We start from the raw sequence: 21,955 nt of genomic DNA, 5'->3' as shown, positions 1-21,955 counted from the left end.
TCCACTTTCGTGCTTTACGCGACGCTTTAGCATACGGGGGTGCATCGCGGACGCAGCGCGCCGATATAATGGCGCGCATACCGACACAACATCCGGCCAGCCGCTCGCCGCCTCTTCATGGGCACACGCGCGCCGCGCCGCGCAACTCTCGCCCGCTCTCATGCAAAAAATCATTTTGCCGTTCGTATCCGGCTTTCTGGCCTCGCTATTCTTTCGCGAAGCGACGCTTGCACTGCTGCACGCCGCACAGGTGATCGACGTCGCCGGTTTCTCCACCGATCCGTTCGCGCCGCTCGGTCTGCCCGAGTTTCTGGTCAACGCCATCTGGAGCGCCCTGTGGGCCATCCCGATGACCTGGCTGCTGCGCATTTCGCCGTCGCGGCCCGCGCCCTGGGTGCAGGCGTTCGTGTTCGGCGGCATCGTCCTCACGGCGGCGATGGTTTTCGTGATCGATCCGCTGCGCGGCATCTGGCCGAGCGGCAATATGCTGCCGCGCCTGGCGATGGGTTTCGCCTCGAATGCCGTGTGGGGCTGGGGCGCGCTGGTGTTCATGCGCGCATTCATGAGCGAAACCGACGAAGACTGACCGGCTGCACCACGCGCGGTGCGTCCTGCGCCGCGCGCTATCACGCTTCTCTTCCACGCTTCTCCATCACTTTCGATGTCAGCCCGGCAGCGTCCGCAACGGATGCTCCGTCACACTCCACGGGCTTTTGAACATCGCTTCCACGTCGGCCTGCGGCACCTCCTCGATACGCGCGAAGCGCCAGTGCGGATGATTGTCCTTGTCGATCAGGCGCGCGCGAATCCCTTCCACCACATCGCCTTGCGTAAAGCTCGAACGCGTCAGATCGAGATCGCGGCGCAGCACATCGGCCATCGATCCTTCGGCGCGCGAGACCACTTCCAGCGATACCGCCATCGATAATGGCGAACGCTCGCGCAAGACGCCCACGGTCTGCTCGGCCCATTCGCTTTGCGGGCCGCCCGCTTCGCGCTGCGCGGATTCGAGCGACGCCAGAATATCGGGCACCGAAGGCCGCGAAAAATGCCGGTCGATCCAGCTGCGCGAGGCCGCCAGCGCGCAACCGTTCTCTGCAGCGGTAGCGCGCGCAGCCGCGTCAGATCCGGCCGCATGGCGAATCCGCTTGACCACATCCTCGCCCGACATGAACGGCTCGGTCTGCAGCGCATCGAGCAAGGCGGGCCGCGCACCCGCGTCGATCAAGACATCGGCGAGACCGGTGTAGAGCGCGCTATCGGCGTCGATGGTGTCGCCCGTCACCGCCAGATAACGCCCGAGCGCGCCGGGCGTGCGCGCGAGAAACCAGCCCATGCCAACATCGGGAAAGAGACCGATGCGCGTTTCCGGCATCGCCATGCGTGTGCTGCTGTCGACCACACGCAGCCCGCCCGTGCGATGCGCGCCCTGCGAAATACCCATGCCGCCGCCCATCACCACACCGTTCAGCAACGCGATATAAGGCTTCGGATAACTAAATATCGTGTGATTGAGCCGATATTCATCGATAAAGAAAGTATCGATCGCGGCCTGCTCGCCGGCGCGATACGACTCGTAAAGAAAGCGGATATCGCCGCCCGCGCAGAACGCGCGCGCAAGCTGCGTATGCACGATCACGGCGAGCACTTCGGGGTCATCGCGCCAGGCGTCGAGCGCAGCCTGCATCGCGCGCACCATGGCGGTCGACAGCGCATTGAGCGCCTGCGGCCGGGCGAGTTCGATAAAGCCGATGCGGTTCGTCACATGCGCAAGCACGTGCTGCGCGGCATCGGCGGAAGATGAAGAGTCGTTGGCTTCCTGTGACATGGCAATCGATCGACGTGATGAAAGCGCGATGAAAAGATGCGAATCCAATACGCGTGAATCGGCGTGATTTTCAGCACAATTCCCGGCGTGATTCGATGTTCATCGCGAGGCTATCACGTCGTATCGGCAGGCGTGTTTTGCGGTGCGCGCGGGCGGACGTAACCGGCAAGCCAGGCGTCGAGTGCAGCGTCGATCGCTGGCAGGCTCGCCGACTCTGGAACGCTCGCGGGGCCGGGAAACGAAAACGCCACGAAGCCATGCAGCAACGCCCACAGCGCGCGGGAAAGCCACGTGGGATCGGCGCAAACGGGCGCGAGTGCATCGACGAATAGCGCCTCGATCGCAGCGACATCGGCGTGAGATGGCAGGTTGTCCGGCGCGCCCTCTTCCTGCACCCGGGCGATCACCGGCTCGCCTGGCAGAAAAAACATCATGCGATACGTATCGGGATGCGCAAAGCCGAACGTCACATACGCATGCGCGAGCGCGTGAAGCCGCACGCGCGGCTCGGCGATTTCCGTGCAAGGCTGCAGGCTCGCAAGCAATTGCGTAAAACCTTCATGACCCAGCGCGCGGGCGATGGCGTCGCGGCCTTCGAAATGCAGATAAAGCGACGCGGGCGAATAGCCGATCGCGCTAGCGATCTTGCGCATCGAGAGCGCGTCGATGCCTTCGCGCAGCACGATACGGCGCGCGGCGTCGAGGATGCGCGCGCGCAGCGCGGCGGCACGCGTGTCTTTCGGTTCGGTGGTACTCACGGAACGCGATCGCTTAGGGTCGATGAACGTCGAAAATCAGGACAAAAGATGGCCAGGCGGGAAATGGCCGCTCTTGAGCAGCACCGGCGTGCCGTTGCTCAGTTCGAGATGCGCGCGCGCGACCGCTTCGATACGCGGGCGGCCCGCATCGAAGGCCTGCATCCACGCCTCGCGGCCTTCGGGTATCGCGCCGAAATGGTCCTCGAGCGCTTCGACGGAAATCGCGCACGGCACGCGCGCGCCATCGACCAGCGCGGGAAACACCACGGTCAGATTGGAGTCGTGCCAGGACGGCGCTTCGGAAGGAAAACGGATATCCATATCCAGCCCCGCGGGGAAAATCAGCTGAGGAAAACGCGCGAATCGTCGCGTCTTGTCGCGTCTTGTCGCGCCGGGTCACGGTTGGGTCGCGGTCAAGCCGCGCTCGGTCGGACCGCGCTCCATGTTACGCGCAGCGCTGCGTGCCTGACCTGAAGTTGTGCATTTTGCATCGGCATGCAGGGCGAATCTGCCACACTGCGACTGCGGCCCGAAAGACGTTCGCCGCACCGCCCGCCCCTTTCACTTCTGCAAGCACGACGACTCGCAATGGACGCCCTCATGTCCAGTCGATACTACGAAGCCGAGCGCGAAATTCCCGAGCCGCAGGCCGCGAATCGCTGGTTCCGCTACGCCCAGGAGCACGACATCGACGTGGCGCGCGCGATCAGTCTCTGGGAAGACGCGGCCACGCTCGAAGGCGAGCGCAGCCGCGAAGCCGTCGCGGGTTGCGGTATCCGCATCGTGCCGCCCGGCCGTTGAGCGCAGCGCCCGGCGGTGCTCGATGAGCGTCAGTGCGCCTGCATCTTCGAAAACAGATTGAGCACCAGCACGCCGGCCACGATCAGCCCGAGGCCGAGCATCGCGGGCAGATCGGGAATCTGCTTGTAGAGCACGATCGCGACGAGCGTGATCAGCACGATGCCCACGCCCGACCACACCGCATAGACGATCCCCACCGGCAGCGTCTTGAGCGTGAGCGAGAGGCAATAGAACGACACACCGTAACCGGCGATGACGATCGCCGACGGCACGAGCCGCGAAAAGCCATTCGAAGCCCGCAGCGCGGAAGTGGCGATCACTTCGGCGACGATGGCAATGGCAAGGATGAGCCAGGGTGAGGAGCGCATCGCGTCAGGCCTTGGCGAGCGCGAGCTGGCTGTAGTCGGCGCCCAGATGCGCGCACAGCGCCTCGACGACGAGTTCGTGATCGAGGCGCTGCGGCAGGCCCGACACCGTCACCGAACCAATCACGCCGACGTTCTCGACGATCAGCGGAAACGCGCCGCCGTGCGTGGCGTAATCCGTGGCCGGCAGACCGTGTTTATCGGCGAGCGTCGTGCCGGACTGCTGCAGACGCAGACCGACCGCGTAGGAACTGCGGCGAAAGTGCTCGACCACGCGCGACTTGCGCTGCACCCACGAAACGTTGTCGGGCGAGGCGCCGGGCAGCGCGCAGAAGAACAGCGGCAGGCCGAACGTCCGCACGTCGATGGCAACCGCGTGCGAACGCGCCACGGCCAGCTCGCGCAGGAAAGCGCCGAGTTGCCAGGCGCGATCGGCATCGAAACGGGGGAAAACGAGGGCGTGCTCTTGTGCGGCGATGGTTTGCAGGTCGTGGGCGATATCCATATCTACCGTCAGTCTTGGGAATGCGAGGGTGGAAAACACTTCGGCCCCGATTCTAGCCTGGCGTTTGTCGCACTTCTGTCCTCCTTCCGCCGCTCTTCTGTCAGTTCTGTCAGCGCCTGACACCGCCACCGACAAGCTCGCCGATAGCTTCCGATCATCCTTCTGCAAGCCGTCCGAAAAACTTTCGTCAAATAGCTGTTGCACGATCCCAGGATCTACCCTATAATTCTTTTCTCTGACGGACGCGGGGTGGAGCAGTCTGGCAGCTCGTCGGGCTCATAACCCGAAGGTCGTAGGTTCAAATCCTACCCCCGCAACCAAAGCTGTTCTGTCAGAAGCAATCAAGGGTTACAACGCATCGGCGTGTAACCCTTTTTTGTTTTCCGCCGCCAAAAAAGATCGACACATCATCGACGCAACGTCGATAGCGGCACTCGGCCTTCATGCCGATCCGCTTATGCAGGCGCTCCGGGTCAAGCTCCCGTCATGACGCGCCGCGGTGATACACTCGCAACACCCATCCCCCTATCGTGCCCATGAAATTCTGCTCGACTTGCGGTCAGGCGGTCAGCCTGCTCGTGCCGCCCGGTGACAACCGCGAACGCTACGTCTGCGCGCACTGCGGCACCATTCACTATCAGAATCCGCGTAACGTGGTCGGCACGGTGCCGGTCTGGGAAGACAAGGTGCTGCTGTGCCGCCGCGCGATCGAGCCGCGCTACGGCTACTGGACGCTGCCCGCGGGTTTCATGGAAATGGGCGAAACCACCTCGGAAGCCGCCTCGCGCGAAACGCTGGAAGAAGCCGGCGCGCGCGTGGAGGTGCAAAGCCTGTTCTCGCTGCTGAACGTGCCGCGCGTGCATCAGGTGCATCTCTTCTATCTCGCGCGCCTGCTCGATCTCGATATCGAAGCCGGCGAGGAAAGCCTGGAAGTGCGCCTGTTCGAGGAACATGAAATTCCGTGGGACGAGATTGCGTTTCCCACGGTCGGCCAGACCCTGCGCTTTTTCTTCGCCGATCGCCAGTCGGGCAGCTACGGCCTGCACACCGGCGACGTCCTGCGCCCGCTGCGCGACGGCTGAGCCGCTCCGGCGATGGTGCCCTGGCTCTCGCCCGACGACCCGTTTCCGCCGGTTGAACGCGCTCTGGGCGCGTCGAGCGGCGCGCCGGGCCTGCTCGCCGCCAGCGCCGATCTGCTGCCTTCGCGCCTGATCGACGCTTATCGGCACGGTATTTTTCCGTGGTATTCGGACGGCCAGCCCGTGCTCTGGTGGAGCCCCGACCCGCGTATGGTCCTGCGCCCCGACGAATTCAAGGTCTCGCCGTCGCTGAAGAAAACCTTCAAGCGCGTGCTGCGCGACCCGGCGTGGGAAATTCGCGTCGATCACGACTTCGCCAGCGTCATGCGCGCCTGCGCCAATGCGCCGCGCCGCGGCCAGCGCGGCACCTGGATCACCGCGGATGTGATCGACGCCTATTCCAGCCTGCACCGCATCGGCGACGCGCACAGCATCGAAACCTGGTTCGAAGGCCAGCGCGTGGGTGGCCTGTATGGCGTATCGCTCGGCACGATGTTCTTCGGCGAATCGATGTTCGCCTCGGTGACGGATGCTTCGAAGATCGCGCTTTCCGCGCTGGTCGCGCATCTGCGCCGCAACGGCGTCGCCATGATCGACTGTCAGCAGAACACCGCGCATCTGGCGTCGCTGGGCGGGCGCGAAATCACGCGCAAGGCGTTTATCGCGCATGTGCGGGCGAATGTGGTCGCGCCCGCGATCGGCTGGCCATTCGACAAGACCGTGCTGGCCGACTGGCTCGGGCAGGGTCACGGGCACGCAGCAAATCCCGCCCTGCCGACGGTCTGAAACTGCGCCCGCGCGTTCATCCCGATATCGCTCCGAACGGCCGCATTCAGCACGCCGAAATCTCCGCCAATCGCGCCCACACGTGCGCCACGCCGCGTAATTCGATAGATGCGAAACTGGCGTCGATGTTAGTATGCAGTCGTAACACGTCGCTTTTTGCGCCAGTCCAGGCGTTGATCCGAGACGCGCGACGTTCCGATCTGCTTCGAGAGCTGCCAACGTGACTCATCCAAACGAGCTGCCGCTTTCACCGCTTTCCGCGCTGCAATTCTATGCAACGGCGCCCTACCCCTGCAGTTATCTGGAGGGGCGCATCGCGCGCTCGCAGGTGGCCACGCCCAGCCACCTGATCAATTCCGACGTCTATACCGATCTCGTCAAGGCCGGCTTTCGCCGCTCGGGCGTGTTCACTTATCGCCCCTATTGCGATGGTTGCCGCGCCTGCGTGCCGGTACGCGTGCCGGTCGATCACTACACGCCCAATCGCACGCAGCGCCGCACCTGGAAACATCACGGCGAACTGGTCGCCACGGTCGCGCCGCTGCATTACGACGAAGCGCATTACGCGCTCTACATGCGCTATCAGTCGGCGCGCCACGCGGGCGGCGGCATGGATCGCGACAGCCGCGACCAGTACGAACAGTTTCTGCTGCAAAGCCGGATCAACTCGCGTCTCGTGGAGTTTCGCGAGCCCGATCCGCAGCATCCTGACGCGCCGGGCATTCTGCGCATGGTCAGCATGATCGACATCCTCGGCGACGGGCTGTCCTCGGTCTACACCTTCTTCGAGCCCGATACGCCGCACGCGAGCTACGGCACCTACAACATCCTCTGGCAGATCGAACAGGCGCGCAGCCTGCAACTGCCTTATGTGTATCTGGGCTACTGGATTCGCGAAAGCCCGAAAATGGCCTACAAGGCGCGTTTTCAGCCGCTCGAAGGCCTGTTCGACGGCGTCTGGCACGCACTCGATCCGCTCGCCTGAGCGCCCATTCACGGCCGTCGGACGCCAGGCGCGTCGCCTGCGCACGCGACGTCGTGTGCGACGGATTCCAGCCCGCGCGCCAGCCGCCTCGCCTTTGTCGCTAAAATAGCGGGTTCTCATTTTTCGGCGCCCGCGCCTACCTCCCGTGTTCAGCACCCTTTATCCGTTCGTCCGCGACCAGCTCTTTCGCATGGACGCCGAAGACGCCCACCACCTTTCCCTGCGCATGATCGGCGCGGCGGGCCGCACCGGCATGGCCGGGCTGCTCGCTTCGCGCGTGCCCGATTCGCCGCGCACCGTCATGGGCCTGACCTTCCGCAATCCGGTTGGCCTCGCCGCAGGCCTCGACAAGGAAGGCGCCGCCATCGACGGATTTGCCGCGCTGGGCTTCGGTTTTATCGAGGTGGGCACGGTCACGCCGCGTCCGCAGCCGGGCAATCCGCGTCCGCGCATTTTCCGTCTGCCGCAGGCGGGCGGCATCATCAACCGGATGGGTTTCAATAACCACGGCGTCGAACAGTTCGTGAAGAACGTGCAGGCCGCGCGTTATCGCGGCATTCTCGGCCTGAACATCGGCAAGAACGCCGATACGCCGATCGAGCGCGCCGCCGACGACTATCTCTTCTGCCTCGAGCGCGTCTATCCGTTCGCGAGCTACGTGACGATCAATATTTCGTCGCCGAACACCAAGAATCTGCGCCAGCTGCAAGGCGGCGGCGAACTCGACGCCCTGCTCGCCGCGCTCAAGGACAAGCAGCAGCGTCTGGCCGATATGCACGGCAAGCTCGTGCCGCTCGCGCTCAAGATCGCGCCGGACCTCGACGACGAACAGGTCAAGGAAATCGCCGATACGCTGCTGCGCCACAAGATCGAAGGCGTGATCGCCACCAATACGACGCTCTCGCGCGCGGCCGTCGAAGGTCTGCCGAACGCGAACGAAACCGGCGGTCTGTCGGGCCGTCCGGTATTCGACGCGTCGAACGAAGTGATCCGCAAGCTGCGCGCCGAACTGGGCGATCAGGTGCCGATCATCGGCGTGGGCGGGATTTTCTCGGGCGAAGACGCGCGCGCGAAGATCGCCGCGGGCGCGGCGCTCGTGCAGGTCTATACCGGCTTCATCTACCGCGGTCCGGCGCTGGTCGCCGAGTGCGCGCGGGCGCTGGCCTCGGGCCGCGCCTGAGGCTATAGTTTCAGGCCATGTGCGGCGCATCGAACCTCGCACGGTTCGCGCCGCACGACGCCATGCCGCAAAACAGCAGCAACATCGCAGCAAAACAAGAGGACAACAATGAAATTCGCCTTGCTCAAGAAGCTCTTCGCGCTCGCGCTGGTGGGCACGTCGTTCGTGGCGGGAAGCGCCCACGCTGAAGACCTGCTCGACCAGGTCAAGGCGCGCGGCACGCTGCGCATCGGTCTCGAAGGCACCTTCCCGCCGTTCAACTCGAAGGCGCCCAACGGCGATCTGGTCGGCTTCGATGTCGATATCGCCAAGGCCGTCGCCGCGAAGCTCGGCGTGAAGCCGGAATTCGTCACGACCGAATGGAGCGGCATCATCGCGGGTCTGCAGGCTGGCAAGTTCGACGTGATCGCCAACCAGGTGGGCATCACCGATCAGCGCAAGGCCGTGCTCGACTTCTCGCCGGCTTACACGTACTCGGCCGCGCAGCTCATCGAGCGCAAGGACGACACGCGCCAGTTCAAGTCGCTCGACGACCTCAAGGGCAAGAAGCTCGGCGTGGCGCTCGGCACCAACTACATGGATATGGCCAAGGCCGTGCCGGGTATCGACGTGAAGACCTACCCGGGCGCGCCCGAATATCTGCGCGATCTGGCCGCCGGCCGTCTGGACGCGGCGCTCAACGACCGCCTGATGCTCGCCTACCTGATGAAGAACTCGCAGCTGCCGCTGCGCGCAGGCGCGCTGGTCGGCGACGGCAATCCGTCGGGCATTCCGTTCAAGAAGGGCAATCCGAAGTTCGCCAAGGCGATCGGCGATGCGATGGCCCAGCTCGAAGCCGACGGCACCTTCACGAAGATCTCGGACAAGTGGTTCGGTATCGACGTGACGAAGCCGGTCACGAAGTAATGCGCATGTTCACGCCGCGCGCTCGCCTGGGCGGCCGCGTGACATGACAGGCGCGGGGCGCGCATTCTGCCATCAGCAGTCAAGCAGAATGCGCGCCCCGCGGTTTTTCCAGGCCAGGCGCCAAGCCTTTATTCCCGCGTTCCTCATGCCCATCTCCACGCTCATCATCCAGTCGCTGCCGGTGCTCGCGCAGGGCGCGGTGCTTACGGTCAAGTTCGCTGTCCTGTCGATGATCTTCGGGCTCATCGGCGGCGCGGTGCTCGCCCTCATGGGCATCAGCTCGAACCGCGTGTTCGTGTTCATCGCGCGCGTCTACGTGAGCCTCATGCGCGGCACGCCGCTGCTGGTGCAGATCTTCGTGATCTATTACGGCCTGCCGAGCGTCGGCATCTCGCTCGATCCGACGCCTGCCGGCGTGATCGCGCTGTCGGCCAACGTCGCGGCGTATCTGTCCGAAAGCATGCGCGGCGCGATTCTCGGCATTCACCGCGGCCAGTGGCTTGCGGCTTACAGTCTCGGGCTCTCGCGGCGTCAGACGCTGCGCTACGTGATCGCGCCGCAGGCGCTGCGCATTGCCGTGCCGAGCCTGTCGAACAGCCTCATCAGCCTGATCAAGGACACGTCGCTGGTCTCGGTCATCACGGTGACGGAGCTGCTGCGCAGCGCGCAGGAAATCATCGCGTCGACCTATCAGCCCTTGCCGCTTTATCTCGCGGCGGCGGCGATCTACTGGGTGCTGTGCCAGATCCTCGAATGGGTCCAGCACTGGTATGAAAAGCGTCTCGCGCTGCCCGCGCGTCATTGAGTGTTGAATCGGCGCGGCGGTGTTGACCTCCGCCGCGCCTGCCTCCGATTCACTCGCAGTCGAAACGCAAGCCGAGCGCCGCGCGCGCGGCATCGGCCATCGCGATCATGCGCCGCGACGTATCGTGCGGCATCACCGGACTTTCCAGCGCGCCCGCGCGCAGCAGTTCGCAGAAGTGCGCGGTCTCGTAGTTGAGGCCGCCGCCTTCGAACGGCTCGTCCAGTTCCACCGTGCGGCCATCGACGTAACGAATGGTCGCGCGCGCCGGATTCCACCAGTTCGCGTGGATCGTTACGTTGCCGAGCGGCCCCGCCAGCAGCGCATCGCCAAAGCCATGCAGATCGAGCCCGCAGAACAGTTGCGCGATGCCGTGCTCGTGCTGGCAATTGAGGCTTGCAAACGTGTCCACACCGGTTGCGCCCAGCCGCCCGAAGGTCTGCACCTCGCGCGGCGCGCCTAGCCAGTCCACCGCCAGAAACATCTCGTAGACGCCGATATCGAGCAGCGCTCCGCCCGCGTGCGCGAATGAAAACGACGGGTGATCGGCCGGCACGTTCGCCACCGAACAGCCCGCGCGCACGAGCCCGACCGGGCCGATGGGATCGGCCTGCAGATGCGCGCGCAAGGCGCGATAGAGCGGATAGAACGGCGGTTTCATCGCCTCCATGAAGAGGCGTTTCGCGTCGCGCGCGGCCTGCAGCACGCTTTCGAGTTGCGCGGCGTTGACGGTCGCGGGTTTCTCGCAGAGCACCGGCAAGCCCGCCTGCAGCGCCGCGCACGCGTAATGCGCGTGGCTGTCCTGCATCGTCGCGATATAGACGGCGTCGACGCCGCTGGCGAGCAGCGCTTCGAAGCTCGCACAGGCGCTCGCGTTGAATTCCTGCGCCAGCGCCTCGGCGGGCGCCGGGCGGCGCGACCAGACCGCACTCACCTGCGCGCCTTCGACGTGCGCCACACCTTGCGCGAAACGCCGCGCGATGCGGCCCGCGCCCACGATGCCCCAACGAATCGTTTTACTGGCGTCGATATCGACCATGTCTCTCGCCTCTCCTTGAACGCAAGAGACGCACGATACTGGCTGGCGCGCACGATGGCAAACGTCGATACAAACGTAACACGCGCGCGGTCAAAGGCGCGCGTGGCGAGCGGCTCCGGCGCGTGCGTGCGCCGCGCGCAACGTTGGCAGACGTTCGCGCCTGACGACGCGCCGCTTTACTCGGTCGTTTCCGGTGCGAACGCGCGGTTCAGTTCGTCGGCGGTGTAGGCGATCATCGCCGCGGCGGCCGCCTGGGCATCGGTCGGCGAGCGCCGCTCGATCGCCTCGACGATCCGTCCATGCGCGTCGACCACGTTGCTCCAGCCATCCGCACGCTGGCTCAGGATCGGATTGACGATCGTGAGCGCGCCGCGAATGATCGCCGCCATCTGCTGATAGAACTGATTGCCGCTCGCCGCGAGGATCCGCGTGTGCAGCAGCGCGTCGGCCGCCTGGCAGCCGGTGTCGCCCGGACTCGTCTGACGCAGCGCATCGAACGCATCGCGGATGCCGGCGATATCCGCCGCGCCCGCGCGTTCCGCCGCCAGCGCACAGGCCGCCGGTTCGATCAGCGTGCGAAATTCGATCACGTCGCGCAGAAAGGTTTTGTCCGGCTTCGCGCGAAAGCGCCAGCTGACGACGTCTTCGTCGATCATGCGCCAGTCGCGCATCGGCCTGATGCGTGTGCCGATCTTGGGCCGCACGTCCAGCATATGGCGCGCGAGCAGCATGGACAGCGCTTCGCGCATGACCGTGCGGCTCACGTCGAACTCCTTCGACAACACGTCCTGCGGAGGCAGGATCGCGCCATAACGCTCTTCGACGATGCCCGAAATCAGGCCATCCATGACCTTGCTCACGAGTGAGCGTTCCTTGTTGTTCCCCAGTTCCATGACCCCTCCCCCCGATGGCGTTAATCGCCCTGTTTGCCGGTTACTGCGTGGGCCCTCGTGCTTCGTCGAACTCATCCGTACGTTGCCATGCTAATTGCATAAAACGTAAGCCAGGATATCTCCTGACGCAAATTTCGCGTGACAAATGCCCAGCCTGTACAAGTTCTTCGTCTCTCGGCCCTTCGGTTTCCCGAATTTCGTCTTATGAAGTTATTCGTTGTCTTTTCGTAAGTGATTTGTATGAAGCAAACGCTTATTAGCCATGTTTCCGCGCTGTTTCCACGATGCTTCCATCGCAATCCTGATCGTCCTTTTATGTGCATATGCAATCATGTGCATATGCAGCGACGCCTCGCTGACCGGTCCTGTCAACGCGGCGTCGTCGAATCTGCGTTTTGCGGGACGCGTCCGTACTGATCGTCGAAGCGCACGATGTCGTCTTCGCCCAGATACCCGCCCGATTGCACTTCGATGATTTCGAGCGGCGTCTTGCCCGGATTTTCGAGCCGATGCTTCACGCCCAGCGGAATGAAGGTCGATTCGTTTTCCGACAGCAGGAACACGTCTTCGCCACGCGTGACGCGCGCGGTGCCGCGCACGACGATCCAGTGTTCGGCGCGATGGTGATGCATCTGCAGCGACAGCACGCCGCCTGGCTTCACCACGATGCGCTTGACCTGAAAGCGCTCGCCGCGATCGACCGAGTCGTAGCAACCCCACGGACGTTCCACGCGCCGATGGTGTTGCGCTTCTTCGCCGCGCTGCGCCTTGAGCTTGCCGACGATCGCCTTGACGTCCTGCACGCGATCCTTGGCGGCAACCAGCACCGCGTCGGCCGTTTCCACCACCACGACGTTGTGCACGCCCACGCATGCCACGAGGCGCCCGTCCGAATGCGCGAAGCTTTCGGTCGAGTCCTCGAACAGCACGCGGCCGCGCGCGACGTTGCCGCTCGCGTCCTTGTCCGAGACCTGCCAGACGGCGTCCCACGCGCCCACATCCGACCAGCCCGCGACCAGCGGCACGACCACGCCGGCAAGACGCGCTTCGGCGCCGATCGATTCCATCACGGCGTAGTCGATCGAATCCGACGGGCAGGCTGCGAGCGACGCGGCGTCGAGATGCACGGCGCCATCCGCATCGACGCGCGCGAGTTCGAATGCCTGCGCGCAGTACATGGCGATGGCGGGCCGGCACAGCGCGATGGCCGCGAGCCACACCGAGGCGCGCACGACGAAAATGCCGCTGTTCCACCAGTAATCGCCCGAAGCGACATAGCGCGCGGCGACGTCGGCATTCGGCTTTTCGACGAAACGCTCGATCGTGCGCGCGCCGCTGGCTCCGAGCGTCGCACCTGCGCCGATATAGCCGTAACCGGTTTCCGCGCGCTGCGGCGGCACGCCCAGCGTGACGATGGCGCCGCGCGACGCATAGCGCACGGCGTCTTCGAGCGCGGCCGCGAATGCGGCACGATCGGCGATCAGATGATCGGCGGGCATGGCGATGAGGATCGGGTCGCTGTCGGTCTGCGCGGCATCCGCCGAATGGGCAGCCTGCGCCGCGAGCGCGGCCACGGTGAGCGCCGGTGCGGTATTGCGCGCGACCGGCTCGAACACGATGCGCGAAGACTGGCCAAGACGGCCGAGCCGGTCGGCGGTCATATGGCGCAGTTCCTCGCTGCTGACGACGAGCGGCGCGGCCTTGCGCACCGACGCGCCGGCGTGTTCGCCGCCTTGCGCATACAGCCCGTCGAGACGGCGCACGGTTGCTGCAAGGAGCGACTCGCCGTCGAGCAGATCGATCAACTGTTTCGGACAATGCTCGCGCGACAGAGGCCAAAGCCGCGTGCCCGAGCCGCCGGCGAGCACCACCGGCTGCACGACAAGCGCGACTTCGGGTTCATTGGCTGCGGCGATCAAACCCGCCGGAGTGACTGCCTGGTTCATGTTCGAGCTCCCCGTCCGAATGTCTGGTCCTGGGCTGGGCGTGCAGGCTGGTCGGTCGGCTTCGTCCGGACTTCGCCTGGGTTTGCCTGCTGTTGCCTGGGCCAGCCTGGCAACAGCATGCGCACGCGCGTTCCCTCGTTTTCGGACTCCATTGGAGCAAAGGCAGCAAGACGATTCTGTTCGCATACCCACACTGACCGAGCGCTGCCGCACGGCGACGCGCCCGTGCGCTTCGCTACGCTGGGGTCATGCGTCGTGCGTCGGGAAAACACCGGGGTGCCGATTCGTTGCGCGGACAACACCTTGAAGCGGACCGCTGTCGCGCGTCGCTGGCCTGCGCCGGCAGCAAAGCCCGCCGCGTTATGTGCGGCAGCGCACACGTAACGTGACGTGCCGTAACGCGGGCATGTTTCACAGGCGAACGTTTCCCGGCACGCCAGCCGCAGCGCAGCAGCGGTGATTCAAAACCGAACGCACTCATGCCCACCCTGACCCCGCCGTGGCGACGTGTCGCGCAGCATGTTTCAGTCTGGAGTCATTTTCGAAAGGCCGTCCCGAAGCCCCGTTAACACCATAAAAATCAACAACTTACGTCAATACAAATTGCTCAGTCCATTGGCGCGGCCCGCGCAGGCGTCGTACAGATATGAAACAAAAAACCGGGAATGCCCGGAAGCGTTCGGATCGTAACGTCCGCGAAACCGCATAGCGGCGCGGTTTGCGGGTCTCTGGCACATACCCTGCTTAGAGAGAAGCGCCACACAGCGTGACGCAAACAAATACGGCGGACGCACTCGGGACTATGGGGCCGGCACGACGAACGAACAGCCGCTACGGGAAGCGGCAAACAACAAGCGATTCGGCGACCGGAATGAAAAGACGGAAGGCAGCGCAAGCGCCTTCACACGAGGACCAAATCATGTTGACCCTTCAATCGGATCTGCACGGCAACCATTTGCTCGGCGCACTGCCCTCGCATGAGTGGCAAGCTCTCGCACCGCATCTCGAACTCGTCAATCTGCGCACCGAACAACTCCTCTGCGATTCCGGCCAGCGCATTCATCACGTCTACTTTCCGACCACGGCCATCATCTCGATGCTTTCGACGATGGAAGACGGCAGTTCCGTGGAAATCGCCGCTGTGGGCCGCGAAGGCATGACGGGCGTGCCCGTCCTGACGGGCGGCGAAACCATGCCGAACCGCGTGCAGGTGCAGTGCGCGGGCTTCGCCTACCGGATGAGCGCACAAAGCCTCAAGCAGCAGTTCGCGCGCTCGGACTTTCTGCGCCGCCTGATGCTGCTGTACATGCACGCACTGCTCACCCAGGTCGCGCAAACCGCCGCCTGCAACCGTCACCACTCGCTGAGCAAGCAGCTGTGCCGCTGGCTGCTGATCGAAGTGGACCGCGTGGCTTCGAACGACCTCACGGTCACGCAGCAGCTCATCGCCGATATGCTCGGCGTGCGCCGCGAAGGCATCACGGAAGCAGCCGGCAAGCTGCACGACGAAGGTTTGATCCACCATAGCCGCGGACGTATCCGCGTGCTCGACCGCGAAGGCCTCGAAGCCCGCGCCTGCGAGTGCTACGGCCTCGTGCGCCGCGAGTTCGACCGCCTGCTGCCGCGCCTGCGTCAGGCCGAAACGGTGGAATAAGACGCGGAGGCCCGGCCAGGGCCGCCGGACGAAGTTGCCCGGCGAACCCTGCGCCCCGTTTCTCGTGTGTGTGTGTTTGATTTTGCAAAGCGTTCCGGCTCCGGCGCGCTTTGCCTTTTCTTCGCTTCAGGCGCTCGATGTGGAATGATTTTTAGTCAGGAATCCATATCGATGTGCGCGCATGACCTGCTGCGATTGACGTGCCGCCATTTACGACCCGCAAAACAACGCGGACGGCGTCATGTGCAACACGTGTGCATCACGCCGCCGTCCGCGAATTCAGTGCATCAGGCCTTGCGGTAGTCGATACGCTCGACGCCGTTTTCGCCGCCGAGCAGGCAGAAGTCCGCGCCGCGCGCTGCGAACAGGCCCACGGTCACGACGCCCGGCCAGGCATTGACGTGCGCTTCCAGCGTACGCGGATCGCTGATGCGCAGGCCCTTCACGTCGAGAATCTCGTTGCCGTTGTCGGTGATGAACGGCGAGCCGTCCTTCTGCACGCGCAGCACCGGCACGCCGCCCAACGCCGTCACGCGGCGGCCAATGGCCGTGCGCGCCATCGGCACGACTTCGATCGGCAGCGGAAACTGGCCCATCACCTCGACGCGCTTGCTGGCATCGGCGATACAGACGAACACTTCCGACACCGACGCCACGATCTTCTCGCGCGTGAGCGCCCCGCCGCCGCCCTTGATCATCGCGCCCGAAGCGTCGATTTCATCGGCGCCGTCGACGTAGACGGGCAGCGATTCGATTTCGTTGAGGTCGAAAATCTTGAAGCCGTGCGCTTCGAGGCGTGCCGTGGTGGCAACCGAGCTGGACACCGCACCGCGATAGCGGCTCTTGTTCGCGGCCAGCGCGTCGATAAAGCAGTTCGCGGTCGAGCCGGTGCCGACGCCGATGATCGAGCCTTCCGGCACGTTCGCGTTGACATAGTCGGCCGCGGCCTGGCCAACCAGCTTCTTGAGTTCGTCTTGAGTCATGATGGGTGCTGCCCGAGAGAGAAAACCGGAAAACGCCTAGTTTACCGGAGTTGCGGGCGCCGCCCGCCGGCAAGCGATGCGTTTTCGGTCATATCCCGGCTGGAAGCGGTTCCGGCGGATGCCGCGAACACGCTCCGGGCAATTCAGGGCGCCGTTTCGGTCGCGCCTGGCACCACGGGCGCGGTGCGATCGACGTATTTGTCGAGCAGCGCCTGGGCGATTGCATCGGTTTGCGCGTCCGGCGTGCCGGAGTAGTCGCGCGGCCGGAAGTGCATCTGGAACGCCGCGAACACACGGCGCGTGGGTTCGTCGAGCACGCCGTCGGTGGTCACGTCGTAGCCGTAGCGCGCGAGCTTCGTCTGCAACGCGCGCACATCGGCGGGCGCATCGGGCGCGCGGCCGGCGAGATCGGCTTTCACCGTGGCGTCGTCGGGCCAGGCGCCCACGCCTGCATCGTAAAGCTGCTTCCACGGAAACGCCGCGCCCGGATCGATCTTGCGCTGCGGCGCGATGTCGCTATGCCCCACCACGCGCGTGGGTGGGATGTGATAACGCGCAACGATGTCCTTCGACAGCGCGATGATCGCCGCCACCTGATCGGCCGGCCAGGGCGCCCACGTGCGGCCTTGCGGCGTATCGTGCGGACCCGAGTTGACGTTTTCGATGCCGATCGACGCGGCATTCAGCTCCGTCGTGCCCTGCCACTCGCTCACGCCCGCGTGCCAGGCACGCTGCGACTCGGGCACCAGTTGCAGCACGACGGGCTTGCCGTCGCGCAGCGGTGGATGCTCGGGCACGAGGTAATGGGCGCTCACGTTTTCACGCGTGAGTTCCTCGAGCGAGGTCGGCTCGTCGCCTTCCGTGTAATGCAACACGAGGAAGCGGATGCGCGAATCGGCACTGCGCGCGTGATATTGCGAGTCCGCGACGTAGGCGCCGCGGTCGGTCATCGTCACGGGCGCGCACGCGGCGAGCGCGAGCGCGGCCGCAGCGGCGGCCAGCGCCCCCCGTCCCGCGTGAAGCAAGGTCGTCATACTGCGTCGATCAAGGTCGATCAGCGTGCTGCGCGCTGACGCACCGCCTCGAACAGGCACACGCCCGACGCGACAGAAACGTTCAGGCTTTCGACCGTGCCGGCCATCGGAATCTGCATGACTTCGTCGCAGGTTTCGCGCGTGAGACGGCGCATGCCTTCGCCTTCGGCGCCCATCACGAGTGCCACCGGACCGTCGAGCTTGGTCTGGTACAGGCCCGCAGGCGCATCGCCCGCCGTGCCGACGATCCACACGCCCGCGTCCTTGAGCTCGCGCAGCGCGCGCGCCAGGTTCGTCACGGTGATGTACGGCACCGTGTCGGCGGCGCCGCTCGCCACCTTGGCGGCGGTTGCGTTCAGGCCCACGGCGCGATCGCGCGGCGCTATCACGGCATGTGCGCCGGCCGCATCGGCCACGCGCAGACAGGCGCCGAGGTTATGCGGATCGGTCACGCCGTCGAGCACCAGCAGGAGCGGCGAGCCCTGGATGCCGTCGAGCAGCTCGGCCAGATTCTGCGCGAGCGCCATGTCGTGCACGCGCGCGACCACGCCCTGATGGCGCTCGGTGTGCGCGAGACCCCAGAGACGCGTTTCGTCGGCGGCGATGATGCGCACGCCCGCTTCTTTCGCGGTGTGCAGGAAGTCCTGCATACGGCGATCGCGCCGCGTCGGATCGTAATAGACATCTTCGACCGTGGACGCGTCGTGCCGCATACGTGCGGTCACCGCATGAAACCCGTAAAGAACCTTGAGACGTGACATGACTGGATACAACCCCTGATAAACGGTTCGCGGCGCATCAAAGCGCCGCGAACGAGTGATATTGCGCCGATGCGCCGGATGATTCCGCGCACCGGGTCACGGCGCACGCACGCTCGTTGATACGAGCGAGGCGCGCGCCGTGGGTACGGCTTTAACGCTTCTTGCGCGGCGGCGACTTCTTGGCCGCCGGTTTCGACGGCGCACGCTTCTTCGCGGTCTTGGCCGCACCACGCGCTGCACGCGCTTCCTTCACGGCTGCGCTCTGCGGCGGCGCGGCCTTCTTGCGCCGCACGTCGTCTGCGGCCATCGGCATGGGACGCACGCGCGCACCGCCTTCGCCAGCACTGCGCTCCTGCTGGGCCTGCGCGCCGCGATTCACGGCGGGCTTGACCGGCGTGTCGCGCACGAGACGGAAGTCGATCTTGCGCGCATCGAGATCGACGCGACTGACCTGCACGCGCACCCGATCCGACAGACGATAGCGGATGCCGGTGCGCTCGCCGCGCAGCTCGTTCTTGATCTCGTCGTACTGGAAGTAATCGGAACCGAGTTCCGTCACGTGTACCAGACCTTCGATAAAGAGCGAATCGAGCTGCACGAAGATGCCGAACGACGTCACGCCGCTCACCATGCCGCCGTATTCCTCGCCGAGCTTGTCGCGCATGAAATAGCACTTGAGCCAGGCTTCGACGTCGCGCGAGGCTTCGTCGGCGCGGCGCTCGTTGGCCGAGCAATGCAGACCCAGCTCTTCCCAGATCGCCGTGTTCGCACCGCGAGCGGTACGCGCGCTGCGACCGCGCTTCTCTTCGTCCTCGGCCTGCATGGCGCGGGCGCGCGGCGACAGCGCCGTGTTGAGATCGACGCCTTCGGGCGCAGCCGGCTGATACTTCTTGCCTTGCAGGATCGCGTAGATCGCGCGGTGCGTGAGCAGGTCGGGATAGCGGCGGATCGGGCTCGTGAAGTGGGCGTACGCCTCATACGCGAGACCGAAGTGGCCGATATTGTCCGGGCTGTAGACCGCCTGCTGCATCGAACGCAACAGCATCGTCTGCAGCATCTGCGCATCGGGACGGTCGCGGATGTGCGCCATCAGCGCCGCGTAGTCGCTGGCGTGCGGCGTGTCGCCGCCACCGAGCGAAAGCCCCATGCCGCGCAGGAAAGTCCGCAGGTTTTCGAGCTTTTCCGCGCTCGGACCCGCGTGCACGCGGTACAGGCCCGGGTGCTTGTTGCGCTTCATGAAGTCCGCCGCGCAGACGTTGGCCGAGAGCATGCACTCCTCGATCAGCTTGTGCGCGTCGTTGCGCTGACGCGGCACGATCTGCTCGATCTTGCCCTGCGCATTGCAGACGATATAGGTCTCGGTGGTGTCGAAGTCGATCGCGCCGCGCTTCTGGCGCGCCGCGAACAGTGCCTTATAGACGCCGTACAGGTTCTGCAGATGCGGCATCAGCGCCGCGCGGCGCGTGGCCTCGGGACCCTTGGTGTTGGTCAGGACCGCCGCGACTTCGGTATACGTGAGACGCGCCGCCGAATGCATCACGCCCGGATAGAACTGGTACGCCTTGATCTCGCCGCGCGCGGTGATGACCATGTCGCAGACCAGCACGCAGCGATCCACGTGCGGATTGAGCGAGCACAGGCCGTTCGAGAGCTTCTCCGGCAGCATCGGGATCACGCGGCGCGGGAAGTACACCGAGGTGCTGCGCTCGATGGCGTCCACATCCAGGCCGCTGCCCGGCAACACGTAATGCGAGACATCGGCGATCGCGACGAGCAGACGGTAGCCTTCGCCCTTGCCCACCTGCATCGGTTCGCAATAGACCGCATCGTCGAAGTCGCGCGCGTCTTCGCCGTCGATCGTGACGAGCGGCACATCGCGCAGATCGACGCGGTAGCGGATATCGGTCGGACGCACGGCATCGGGCAGCTTCGCGGCATCCGCGAGCGCTTCCTTGCTGAACTCGTGCGGCACGCCGTACTTGCGCACGGCGATCTCGATTTCCATACCCGGATCGTCGATGTCGCCGAGCACTTCCACCACGCGGCCGAGCGGCTGCGAATGACGGCTCGGGAAATCGGTCAGCTCGACCACCACGACCTGGCCTGCCTTGGCCTTCTTCGGATTCTGCGTGACGAGGATGTCGTGGCCGATGCGCTTGTCTTCGGGCGCAACGATCAAAGCGCCGTTCTCGTTGAGCAGACGGCCGATCACGCGGCGGTTCGCGCGGTCCGTGACCTCGACGATATGCCCTTCCGGGCGGCCGCGGCGGTCATAGCCGACGATGCGCGCAAGCACGCGATCGTTATGCATGACCTTCTGCATCTCGCCTTGCGGCAAGAACAGATCGTCCTGGCCGTCGTCGCGAATCAGGAAACCATAGCCGTCGCGATGGCCCTGAACGCGGCCCGCGACGAAATTGGAAGGATGCGCGAGTTGATAGTGGCCGCGCGAGTCGAGCCGGATCTGCCCGTCGCGCTCCATCGCGGCGAGCCGCCTGAAGAACCCTTCGCGCTCCTGGCGCTTGATCGCGAGCGCCTCGGCGATATCGTTCGCGGTGCAGGGCGATTCGCTGGTCCGCAGCACGCCAAGGATTTCTTCGCGGCTGGGAATCGGGTACGGATATTTGCTCAAGGGCTTGTCGATGGTTGTTCTCGTTGCGTGGACGTCGGATATCACGCGGATCGTGGCAATCATGCCGCGCCGCGGTCTTCGAATGCTGCAACATGCGGCTGACGTAACGGGTGCGCGACGCGAGCGGCGCGCCACCTATACTGCTGCGAGGCATTCTAACACCCGCGCCGCACCCGACAATTCAGTGCGCAAGCCGCTGAACGCGCGATGAGCGAATGTCGGCTCCCTGATATTCATCGCAAGCGACGAACAACTGTCGATCAAGCCCGCCGCAAAAGTTTTTGCATTCACCTGTTGACAAGCTCTACAGATGCGCTAGAATCTCGTTCTCTGCTGCACGACACAGCGCAGCAGCAAGTAGTAAGCGACACCTTGCCCAGGTGGCGGAATTGGTAGACGCACCAGGTTCAGGTCCTGGCGGTGGCAACACTGTGGAGGTTCGAGTCCTCTCTTGGGCACCAAGATTCATGAAAAAAGCCAGCTTTATGCTGGCTTTTTTCATTTCTCCCGCTGAATCGCATCTTGCCGATACAGCGACAGCGCGCAAGCGCAGGTTTGTCTGCGCCATCATGTTGAGCATGGCTCCACTGCCCGACCGAAGCGAAACCGCTTGCTCGGGTTTTTGTTTTTCAGCCTCTGCATTTTCCCGACATCGACGTTCGCAAATCGAGTCCATCTCTCTCACGCTGCAGCCCATGAGAACGCAGTTGTTCTGCGATGTGAAGATTTTTTGAAAAAGCCTATTGACAGGCTCTACAGATGCGCTAGAATCTCGTTCTCTGCTGCACGACACAGCGCAGCAGCAAGTAGTAAGCGACACCTTGCCCAGGTGGCGGAATTGGTAGACGCACCAGGTTCAGGTCCTGGCGGTGGCAACACTGTGGAGGTTCGAGTCCTCTCTTGGGCACCAAGATTCATGAAAAAAGCCAGCTCTATGCTGGCTTTTTTCATTTCTGCTTCTATTTCTGCCTCTTTCTTCTCTACCCTCACGTTTTCTTGACACTTCGGTTCCGCCAAC

The 21,955-nt window shown here is 64.4% G+C and carries 22 protein-coding genes and 3 tRNA genes; 13 read left to right on the top strand and 12 right to left on the bottom strand.

The window, feature by feature from the left end:
• Positions 1-160: 160 nt before the first annotated feature.
• Complete coding sequence (locus U5A67_RS21515; RefSeq protein WP_205983890.1) at positions 161-586, top strand: hypothetical protein; 426 nt, start codon at positions 161-163, stop codon at positions 584-586.
• Positions 587-664: 78 nt separating this feature from the next.
• On the opposite strand, the gene U5A67_RS21510 is transcribed toward U5A67_RS21515, so the two are convergent.
• The 3 genes from U5A67_RS21510 to U5A67_RS21500 all read right to left on the bottom strand — a co-directional run bounded on the left by U5A67_RS21510 (position 665) and on the right by U5A67_RS21500 (position 2,907).
• Entirely contained in the window at positions 665-1,828 is a 1,164-nt protein-coding gene (locus U5A67_RS21510) for an enoyl-CoA hydratase/isomerase family protein (RefSeq protein ID WP_321815801.1), read from the bottom strand.
• A gap of 113 nt (positions 1,829-1,941) precedes the next feature.
• Positions 1,942-2,586 (bottom strand): TetR/AcrR family transcriptional regulator, encoded by a 645-nt coding sequence (locus tag U5A67_RS21505; RefSeq protein ID WP_321815800.1) that lies wholly within the window; start codon positions 2,584-2,586, stop codon positions 1,942-1,944.
• Positions 2,587-2,622: 36 nt separating this feature from the next.
• Positions 2,623-2,907 carry a DUF1488 domain-containing protein gene (locus U5A67_RS21500; RefSeq protein ID WP_205983887.1) on the bottom strand — a complete coding sequence of 95 codons (285 nt, stop codon included), beginning with the start codon at positions 2,905-2,907 and terminating at the stop codon, positions 2,623-2,625.
• A gap of 279 nt (positions 2,908-3,186) precedes the next feature.
• Here U5A67_RS21500 and U5A67_RS21495 point away from each other — a divergent pair, with 279 nt between their 5' ends.
• Positions 3,187-3,387: a hypothetical protein gene (locus U5A67_RS21495; RefSeq protein ID WP_321815799.1), complete on the top strand. Its 201-nt coding sequence runs from the start codon at positions 3,187-3,189 to the stop codon at positions 3,385-3,387.
• Positions 3,388-3,416: 29 nt separating this feature from the next.
• Here U5A67_RS21495 and U5A67_RS21490 read toward each other — a convergent pair whose 3' ends face one another.
• Both U5A67_RS21490 and U5A67_RS21485 read right to left on the bottom strand, forming a co-directional pair.
• On the bottom strand, positions 3,417-3,755 hold the full coding sequence (locus tag U5A67_RS21490) for a DMT family transporter (protein WP_205983885.1): 339 nt from the start codon (positions 3,753-3,755) through the stop codon (positions 3,417-3,419).
• A 4-nt stretch (positions 3,756-3,759) separates the two neighbouring features.
• A complete protein-coding gene (locus U5A67_RS21485; protein ID WP_321815798.1) occupies positions 3,760-4,257 on the bottom strand; it encodes a heme-degrading domain-containing protein in 498 nt (165 codons plus the stop codon).
• Positions 4,258-4,500: 243 nt separating this feature from the next.
• On the opposite strand from U5A67_RS21485, the gene U5A67_RS21480 reads away from it, so the two are divergent.
• From U5A67_RS21480 to U5A67_RS21450, 7 genes are all read left to right on the top strand, one after another.
• Positions 4,501-4,577 (top strand) — tRNA-Met (locus U5A67_RS21480).
• Between the two features lie 216 nt (positions 4,578-4,793).
• Positions 4,794-5,339, top strand: coding sequence for an NUDIX hydrolase (locus U5A67_RS21475; RefSeq protein WP_205983883.1), 546 nt, complete (start codon positions 4,794-4,796; stop codon positions 5,337-5,339).
• Positions 5,340-5,351: 12 nt separating this feature from the next.
• Positions 5,352-6,122 carry a leucyl/phenylalanyl-tRNA--protein transferase gene (aat, locus tag U5A67_RS21470; RefSeq protein ID WP_205983882.1) on the top strand — a complete coding sequence of 257 codons (771 nt, stop codon included), beginning with the start codon at positions 5,352-5,354 and terminating at the stop codon, positions 6,120-6,122.
• Between the two features lie 220 nt (positions 6,123-6,342).
• On the top strand, positions 6,343-7,107 hold the full coding sequence (locus tag U5A67_RS21465; RefSeq protein WP_321815797.1) for an arginyltransferase: 765 nt from the start codon (positions 6,343-6,345) through the stop codon (positions 7,105-7,107).
• A 145-nt stretch (positions 7,108-7,252) separates the two neighbouring features.
• Complete coding sequence (locus U5A67_RS21460) at positions 7,253-8,287, top strand: quinone-dependent dihydroorotate dehydrogenase (protein WP_205983880.1); 1,035 nt, start codon at positions 7,253-7,255, stop codon at positions 8,285-8,287.
• Positions 8,288-8,395: 108 nt separating this feature from the next.
• Positions 8,396-9,193 (top strand): transporter substrate-binding domain-containing protein, encoded by a 798-nt coding sequence (locus tag U5A67_RS21455; RefSeq protein ID WP_321815796.1) that lies wholly within the window; start codon positions 8,396-8,398, stop codon positions 9,191-9,193.
• A gap of 145 nt (positions 9,194-9,338) precedes the next feature.
• The gene (locus U5A67_RS21450) at positions 9,339-9,998 is read left to right on the top strand and encodes an amino acid ABC transporter permease (RefSeq protein ID WP_205983878.1); all 660 of its coding nucleotides are present in this window, start codon (positions 9,339-9,341) and stop codon (positions 9,996-9,998) included.
• Positions 9,999-10,047: 49 nt separating this feature from the next.
• Here the strand turns inward: U5A67_RS21450 and U5A67_RS21445 are convergent, their stop codons facing one another.
• From U5A67_RS21445 to U5A67_RS21435, 3 genes are all read right to left on the bottom strand, one after another.
• Positions 10,048-11,034, bottom strand: coding sequence for a Gfo/Idh/MocA family oxidoreductase (locus tag U5A67_RS21445; protein WP_321815795.1), 987 nt, complete (start codon positions 11,032-11,034; stop codon positions 10,048-10,050).
• Between the two features lie 176 nt (positions 11,035-11,210).
• On the bottom strand, positions 11,211-11,927 hold the full coding sequence (locus U5A67_RS21440; RefSeq protein WP_205983876.1) for a FadR/GntR family transcriptional regulator: 717 nt from the start codon (positions 11,925-11,927) through the stop codon (positions 11,211-11,213).
• Between the two features lie 368 nt (positions 11,928-12,295).
• On the bottom strand, positions 12,296-13,873 hold the full coding sequence (locus U5A67_RS21435; RefSeq protein WP_321815794.1) for a mannose-1-phosphate guanylyltransferase/mannose-6-phosphate isomerase: 1,578 nt from the start codon (positions 13,871-13,873) through the stop codon (positions 12,296-12,298).
• A 919-nt stretch (positions 13,874-14,792) separates the two neighbouring features.
• Here U5A67_RS21435 and U5A67_RS21430 point away from each other — a divergent pair.
• On the top strand, positions 14,793-15,527 hold the full coding sequence (locus U5A67_RS21430) for a Crp/Fnr family transcriptional regulator (protein WP_205983874.1): 735 nt from the start codon (positions 14,793-14,795) through the stop codon (positions 15,525-15,527).
• 287 nt (positions 15,528-15,814) lie between these two features.
• On the opposite strand, the gene rpiA is transcribed toward U5A67_RS21430, so the two are convergent.
• The 4 genes from rpiA to rnr form a co-directional block, all read right to left on the bottom strand.
• Complete coding sequence (rpiA, locus tag U5A67_RS21425; RefSeq protein ID WP_205983873.1) at positions 15,815-16,510, bottom strand: ribose-5-phosphate isomerase RpiA; 696 nt, start codon at positions 16,508-16,510, stop codon at positions 15,815-15,817.
• Between the two features lie 143 nt (positions 16,511-16,653).
• A complete protein-coding gene (locus tag U5A67_RS21420; protein ID WP_321815793.1) occupies positions 16,654-17,544 on the bottom strand; it encodes an N-acetylmuramoyl-L-alanine amidase in 891 nt (296 codons plus the stop codon).
• A gap of 20 nt (positions 17,545-17,564) precedes the next feature.
• Complete coding sequence (gene rlmB / locus U5A67_RS21415) at positions 17,565-18,305, bottom strand: 23S rRNA (guanosine(2251)-2'-O)-methyltransferase RlmB (protein ID WP_205983871.1); 741 nt, start codon at positions 18,303-18,305, stop codon at positions 17,565-17,567.
• Positions 18,306-18,456: 151 nt separating this feature from the next.
• Positions 18,457-21,000: a ribonuclease R gene (rnr, locus tag U5A67_RS21410; RefSeq protein ID WP_321815792.1), complete on the bottom strand. Its 2,544-nt coding sequence runs from the start codon at positions 20,998-21,000 to the stop codon at positions 18,457-18,459.
• 311 nt (positions 21,001-21,311) lie between these two features.
• Between rnr and U5A67_RS21405 the strand changes: the two genes are divergently transcribed.
• From U5A67_RS21405 to U5A67_RS21395, 3 genes are all read left to right on the top strand, one after another.
• Positions 21,312-21,398, top strand: a tRNA-Leu gene (locus U5A67_RS21405).
• A 6-nt stretch (positions 21,399-21,404) separates the two neighbouring features.
• Positions 21,405-21,671, top strand: coding sequence for a hypothetical protein (locus U5A67_RS21400; protein WP_321815791.1), 267 nt, complete (start codon positions 21,405-21,407; stop codon positions 21,669-21,671).
• 89 nt (positions 21,672-21,760) lie between these two features.
• A tRNA-Leu gene (locus tag U5A67_RS21395) sits at positions 21,761-21,847 on the top strand.
• Positions 21,848-21,955 lie beyond the last annotated feature (108 nt).

This window comes from Paraburkholderia sp. J69-1 (genome assembly GCF_905220255.1).
In the GTDB taxonomy this organism is placed as follows: Bacteria; Pseudomonadota; Gammaproteobacteria; order Burkholderiales; family Burkholderiaceae; genus Paraburkholderia.
The sequence above is the reverse complement of the archived record's forward strand: the minus strand, read 5'-3'. Positions and strand labels throughout refer to the sequence as shown.

Excerpts from the sequence above, each read along its gene's own strand:
- rnr (WP_321815792.1), bottom strand. The coding sequence starts at position 21,000 with ATGATTGCCACGATCCGCGTGATATCCGACGTCCACGCAACGAGAACA.
- U5A67_RS21515 (WP_205983890.1), top strand. The coding sequence starts at position 161 with ATGCAAAAAATCATTTTGCCGTTCGTATCCGGCTTTCTGGCCTCGCTA.
- U5A67_RS21455 (WP_321815796.1), top strand. The coding sequence starts at position 8,396 with ATGAAATTCGCCTTGCTCAAGAAGCTCTTCGCGCTCGCGCTGGTGGGC.
- U5A67_RS21490 (WP_205983885.1), bottom strand. The coding sequence starts at position 3,755 with ATGCGCTCCTCACCCTGGCTCATCCTTGCCATTGCCATCGTCGCCGAA.
- rpiA (WP_205983873.1), bottom strand. The coding sequence starts at position 16,510 with ATGACTCAAGACGAACTCAAGAAGCTGGTTGGCCAGGCCGCGGCCGAC.
- rlmB (WP_205983871.1), bottom strand. The coding sequence starts at position 18,305 with ATGTCACGTCTCAAGGTTCTTTACGGGTTTCATGCGGTGACCGCACGT.
- U5A67_RS21485 (WP_321815798.1), bottom strand. The coding sequence starts at position 4,257 with ATGGATATCGCCCACGACCTGCAAACCATCGCCGCACAAGAGCACGCC.
- U5A67_RS21430 (WP_205983874.1), top strand. The coding sequence starts at position 14,793 with ATGTTGACCCTTCAATCGGATCTGCACGGCAACCATTTGCTCGGCGCA.
- U5A67_RS21445 (WP_321815795.1), bottom strand. The coding sequence starts at position 11,034 with ATGGTCGATATCGACGCCAGTAAAACGATTCGTTGGGGCATCGTGGGC.
- U5A67_RS21495 (WP_321815799.1), top strand. The coding sequence starts at position 3,187 with ATGTCCAGTCGATACTACGAAGCCGAGCGCGAAATTCCCGAGCCGCAG.
- U5A67_RS21435 (WP_321815794.1), bottom strand. The coding sequence starts at position 13,873 with ATGAACCAGGCAGTCACTCCGGCGGGTTTGATCGCCGCAGCCAATGAA.
- U5A67_RS21475 (WP_205983883.1), top strand. The coding sequence starts at position 4,794 with ATGAAATTCTGCTCGACTTGCGGTCAGGCGGTCAGCCTGCTCGTGCCG.
- U5A67_RS21420 (WP_321815793.1), bottom strand. The coding sequence starts at position 17,544 with ATGACGACCTTGCTTCACGCGGGACGGGGGGCGCTGGCCGCCGCTGCG.
- aat (WP_205983882.1), top strand. The coding sequence starts at position 5,352 with ATGGTGCCCTGGCTCTCGCCCGACGACCCGTTTCCGCCGGTTGAACGC.
- U5A67_RS21450 (WP_205983878.1), top strand. The coding sequence starts at position 9,339 with ATGCCCATCTCCACGCTCATCATCCAGTCGCTGCCGGTGCTCGCGCAG.
- U5A67_RS21440 (WP_205983876.1), bottom strand. The coding sequence starts at position 11,927 with ATGGAACTGGGGAACAACAAGGAACGCTCACTCGTGAGCAAGGTCATG.
- U5A67_RS21500 (WP_205983887.1), bottom strand. The coding sequence starts at position 2,907 with ATGGATATCCGTTTTCCTTCCGAAGCGCCGTCCTGGCACGACTCCAAT.
- U5A67_RS21510 (WP_321815801.1), bottom strand. The coding sequence starts at position 1,828 with ATGTCACAGGAAGCCAACGACTCTTCATCTTCCGCCGATGCCGCGCAG.
- U5A67_RS21400 (WP_321815791.1), top strand. The coding sequence starts at position 21,405 with ATGAAAAAAGCCAGCTTTATGCTGGCTTTTTTCATTTCTCCCGCTGAA.